Here is a 3972-nt window from a genome sequence, read left to right as displayed (position 1 = left end):
ACCCGTCACTCTAAGAGTGCTTGGTTTTGTGTTTGGGGTGATGCAGGTGGCTCTGGGACTAGATATGATTTTGACGGGAGTGAAACTGGAAGCGATCGCACTGAAATTTCTTCTAGGGTTGTAACATCATCGACCCATAATTACTCTTAATAAAAATCTGCCCCATAAGCCCATCTCCCCACACTATTACCACACCTCCTATCCCTTTAGCTACTCCCTAAAACCATAGCAATTTTTTAAATAATAGCCAGAGCAATCATCCCTAATAAAGCCAAAGCTGATAAAATTGTAGAAACCCCTTTCTTATCCCTAGATAAATCCTCTTGTTCTTCAATCGGTTCTTTAATAGTTTCCCAGCACGCCTCTCTAATGGTCGCACTCCACTCACTGCCCATTTCTGAAAACCAAAACACATTAGGATCACCAATAAATGGGTGACGGTTAATGGTTTGCTCTTCACGGTTGACGGAAATTGGGTGACGGTTAATGGTTGAGCCTTGACGGTTAATGGTTGGCCTTTGACGATTGGTTAATGGGTGACGGTTATGGTAGTATTCGGACTGATATCGGTAAGTATCAACAATAATTGGTTTGGCCTGATCACCAGTAACGGTATTGTTTTTCTGTGACATCGATTAACACCCGATTCTCAAGGTTGACAAGGTAAGCATTCAGCTAAGGCACTAGCTGCTCAATGCTGAGTGCTAATAGCTGATTTCTAAGTATCTATAGACTTATCGGGTTAATCACCAAGAATTATGCAGGAAATTTTCAAGACCAGTAAGCGGTCAGTGGTCAGTGGTCAGTGGTCAGTGGTCAGTGGTCAGTGGTCAGCGGTCAGTGGTCAGCCGTCAGCCGTCAGCCGTGAGCTAAAAGCTCACGCTACGCGAACAGTCGTCAGCTTATTTTATTCAAAAGCACCTCAAAGTGGCACAGGCTTCCAGCCTGTGACCTAACCCATAAGCTAATAACTAATAGCTAATAGCTGATAACTGATAGCTGACGGCTGATAGCTGATAGCTGAATGCTTACCTCTCGATACCATAAGCCTCAACCTCCAACCGAACCATCTTGACATGAGTCAAGCCTTGACTATCTATTGGATAATGCTCGATGTACCTATCCACAACAGTATTCAAAAATGTTTCTTTCAACTCCTGAGGCAGTCTATTGGTATAGGGAAACCACGTTGTTCTTAACCATCCTTTCAATCCTTCTTTGCCTTGATGCTGCATATCTTTAGGAATTAACTGCAAACGTTCAGCTTTAAATCCATTTTCCGGTAACCATGTTTGATAGTCTTCAATACCATAAAATGAATAGGGAAAGGTAAAGTCTATAAAATACTCTTTCCAGTCTGTATAAGTGATAACTTCTTCGATTATCAGTAGTAATTCCCTAGCATTACCTTTACCTCCCATCTGAAACAGTAATTTTCCGTGAGGTTTAAGGTGATTACGAACTCCTTTCAAAACTGACCCATGGTCATTGATCCAATGTAATACAGCATTAGAAAAGACAACATCAAAGCTATGGTTTAGGTTAATCGATGTAGCATCCATAAATTTAAACTCTAAATTAGGATACTTTACTGCTGGAAATGTTTTTCGAGCTAACTCAACCATGGTCTGGGATGAATCAATTCCTAAAACACTACCGTTTTTAATAATACTGGCAAATTCAGCAGTAATCTTTCCGTCTCCACAACCAATATCCAGGAGGGTTTCGTTACCGATTAGTGAGAGCTTTTCAATTAGTTCTTTTGCCCAATTGAGCTGTGCTGAGGAATTCTTAGCATAATCATCAGCATTCCATTGATTTTTATTAGTCATATTGCGTGAGCATTCAGCGGTCAGCGGTCAGCGGTCAGCGGTCAGCCATCAGCGGTCAGCGGTAAGCGGTCAGCTTATTTTATTCAAAAGCACCTCAAGTAGGGTGGCACAGGCTTCCAGCCTGTGACCTAACCCATAAGCGATCAGCTGTCAGCTGACAGCTGATCGCTAATAACTGATAACTGATCGCTGATCGCTGATCGCTAAATGCTTACCCTAAACCTATTGCCTCAAATTAATATGGCGCGTCAGAATCCGGATGATCTCACCCTCGACAGGGGAAGGAATCGGCGGGGTCCAGGCTATGACTTCGGCAAAGCGAAGCACGTGCAATTGGTTAATCACACTCTCTACACCTTTGGGTACACCACAGGCGAGGAGGCGGACTGGGGTTTTGCCCTGAGGGACATCATAGATTGGAGCTTTGATGAGCTCTGGGAGCGATGCAGCGCGGTCTTGGGGGTTTCCCCCATGAGCGACTGCATCAAGACAGGAACGTGGGTTTACCATGTAAATATCACCTTATTTTCTTGGTGGTGGAATAGCGATCGCACAGAGGTTGTCGAGCCATAGAGTGCGATCGCTTTGTGCTGGCGAGGGAATTGCCAATCACTGTAACTGCGTACTTTTATACTATATCCTATCTTTGCCAGTTTGTCAACACTTTAAGTTTAAAAAAAAATTATAGAAGTATTATTTTCAACAATTCGTGCTGCGAGAGGTTACAATCAAACGTAACGAACGTTTAGTATGGTAAGAGGTTAAACACTAAAGTGGTGATTCACTGGAAATTGGCAGTAGTCATGGCTGAGCGCAACATCAGCAATAAAGACCTAGCTGAGATGATTGGAAAGCATCCTAACTCCGTTTCCAGGCTAAAACGGCATCGTCGTCTACCTAGAATTGACGAAGACAAACTCAACTCCCTGTGCAAAGCACTCAAGTGCCAACCAGGGGACTTGATAGTCTATCAAGAGGATGAACAAGATCCCTAAAGCGGTAAATTTACCGGTAATCGGTAATCGGTAATTGGTAATCGGTAACCGGTAATCGGTAATTTTCCCTGAGCCTTAGCCATCAGGGCTTCATGGATGAGCCCAAAATATAGGAGCCTTTAGCTGTCTGGTGAATGGTCTCTGCAATTTTTTTAGCCACCTTTTCACTAGTCCAGTAGCTGCCGTGAGCACTCCCACCATTGATTAACGCTAAAAATGTCGATTGCACGGGTTTAGCGACATTTTCTAAGAATCCAGAACCGTAGGTAAGTACATCTTCAAGTTTGATGACTTTGTCATACTCATCTACTAATTTTGGCAACACTCCTTCTAGGGGCCAAGCAATGGGATCCCCCGGATGTAAAAAGTTTTGCCAGGGTAACCCCACTCCTTGTTGAGTCAGACTTGCCAGTAGCTCCTTTAGTTTGGAACTAATATCATGGGTACTCCCCTCTCTGGTTTTGCCAACAATATGGATCAGAGTAAATAGGGCAATCGGTGAACCCATGGTATGAACACTAGCCAGAGGAATGGCACTGTCTTGCTCAGATTCGATGCCCAAAATGCTTTTGCGAATCTCCTGAATACTCTGATGACCGGGTATAGTTGGGTCATCCCATCGACTAGCAAACAACACATCAAATAGGATAATCGTTCCCCAACTGTGAGTAACTAGGTGCAAACGGTCATCATCTTGGTATCCCTCCAATCCCTGATAAGCTTGTGTACTCATCTGCTCAATAGCCAGAGAACTAACATGTCTGCTGAGGTAGAGAGCCGCGTCTCCAACGAATTGTAAGATTTGCTTTTTACGGAAGTCTCTGAACCAGAACTCATTCCACACCTTCGATGCCTTCAATGCTCCTAGGAGTTCCTTCTCCTGCTCAATCACCACATTGCCCCAGTACAGAGGGATCTTTTTGAGTTGAATGGATGACTCAACATTAATTTGAATCAGATCGAAAAGCTTGTCAGCGTATTGGGGTGTTTCTCGATCTTGGCGAGTATTGACACCATGTATAAACAAAATGTAGTCAGTAGCCACGGATCACCCTCTCTTTTATGGAATTTTATAGATGATTCCATCAGTTTATGCGATCGCGTACCCTACCCGACCGCGATCATGGATTCCTGGTAGGGAGTAG

General features: G+C 43.7%; 7 protein-coding genes. 4 read left to right on the top strand and 3 right to left on the bottom strand.

The annotated features are described in order from the left end of the window. Positions 1-150, top strand: a 150-nt coding sequence (locus tag F6K38_RS43750; protein WP_353737260.1) for a peptidase inhibitor family I36 protein, incomplete at its 5' end; no start/stop codon positions are given. A gap of 86 nt (positions 151-236) precedes the next feature. On the opposite strand, the gene F6K38_RS36765 is transcribed toward F6K38_RS43750, so the two are convergent. After that, positions 237-632: a hypothetical protein gene (locus tag F6K38_RS36765; RefSeq protein ID WP_287359961.1), complete on the bottom strand. Its 396-nt coding sequence runs from the start codon at positions 630-632 to the stop codon at positions 237-239. A gap of 126 nt (positions 633-758) precedes the next feature. On the opposite strand from F6K38_RS36765, the gene F6K38_RS36760 reads away from it, so the two are divergent. Next, entirely contained in the window at positions 759-956 is a 198-nt protein-coding gene (locus F6K38_RS36760; protein ID WP_287359960.1) for a hypothetical protein, read from the top strand. Between the two features lie 72 nt (positions 957-1028). Here F6K38_RS36760 and F6K38_RS36755 read toward each other — a convergent pair whose 3' ends face one another. Beyond that, a complete protein-coding gene (locus F6K38_RS36755) occupies positions 1029-1832 on the bottom strand; it encodes a class I SAM-dependent methyltransferase (RefSeq protein WP_287359958.1) in 804 nt (267 codons plus the stop codon). Positions 1833-2039: 207 nt separating this feature from the next. On the opposite strand from F6K38_RS36755, the gene F6K38_RS36750 reads away from it, so the two are divergent. Together F6K38_RS36750 and F6K38_RS36745 are read left to right on the top strand one after the other, a co-directional pair. Then, positions 2040-2405 (top strand): hypothetical protein, encoded by a 366-nt coding sequence (locus F6K38_RS36750; RefSeq protein ID WP_071105436.1) that lies wholly within the window; start codon positions 2040-2042, stop codon positions 2403-2405. A 203-nt stretch (positions 2406-2608) separates the two neighbouring features. Then, a complete protein-coding gene (locus F6K38_RS36745; RefSeq protein WP_193431486.1) occupies positions 2609-2827 on the top strand; it encodes a helix-turn-helix domain-containing protein in 219 nt (72 codons plus the stop codon). An 82-nt stretch (positions 2828-2909) separates the two neighbouring features. On the opposite strand, the gene F6K38_RS36740 is transcribed toward F6K38_RS36745, so the two are convergent. Then, complete coding sequence (locus F6K38_RS36740) at positions 2910-3872, bottom strand: hypothetical protein (protein WP_287359956.1); 963 nt, start codon at positions 3870-3872, stop codon at positions 2910-2912. Between the last annotated feature and the right edge of the window lie 100 nt (positions 3873-3972).

It is taken from the genome of Moorena sp. SIO3B2, from assembly GCF_010692525.1.
Lineage (GTDB): Bacteria > Cyanobacteriota > Cyanobacteriia > Cyanobacteriales > Coleofasciculaceae > Moorena > Moorena producens.
The sequence above is the reverse complement of the archived record's forward strand: the minus strand, read 5'-3'. Positions and strand labels throughout refer to the sequence as shown.

What these genes read in the sequence shown, in the direction of transcription:
- F6K38_RS36765 (WP_287359961.1), bottom strand. Translation starts at nt 632, where the DNA reads ATGTCACAGAAAAACAATACCGTTACTGGTGATCAGGCCAAACCAATT.
- F6K38_RS36755 (WP_287359958.1), bottom strand. Translation starts at nt 1,832, where the DNA reads ATGACTAATAAAAATCAATGGAATGCTGATGATTATGCTAAGAATTCC.
- F6K38_RS36750 (WP_071105436.1), top strand. Translation starts at nt 2,040, where the DNA reads ATGCTTACCCTAAACCTATTGCCTCAAATTAATATGGCGCGTCAGAAT.
- F6K38_RS36760 (WP_287359960.1), top strand. Translation starts at nt 759, where the DNA reads ATGCAGGAAATTTTCAAGACCAGTAAGCGGTCAGTGGTCAGTGGTCAG.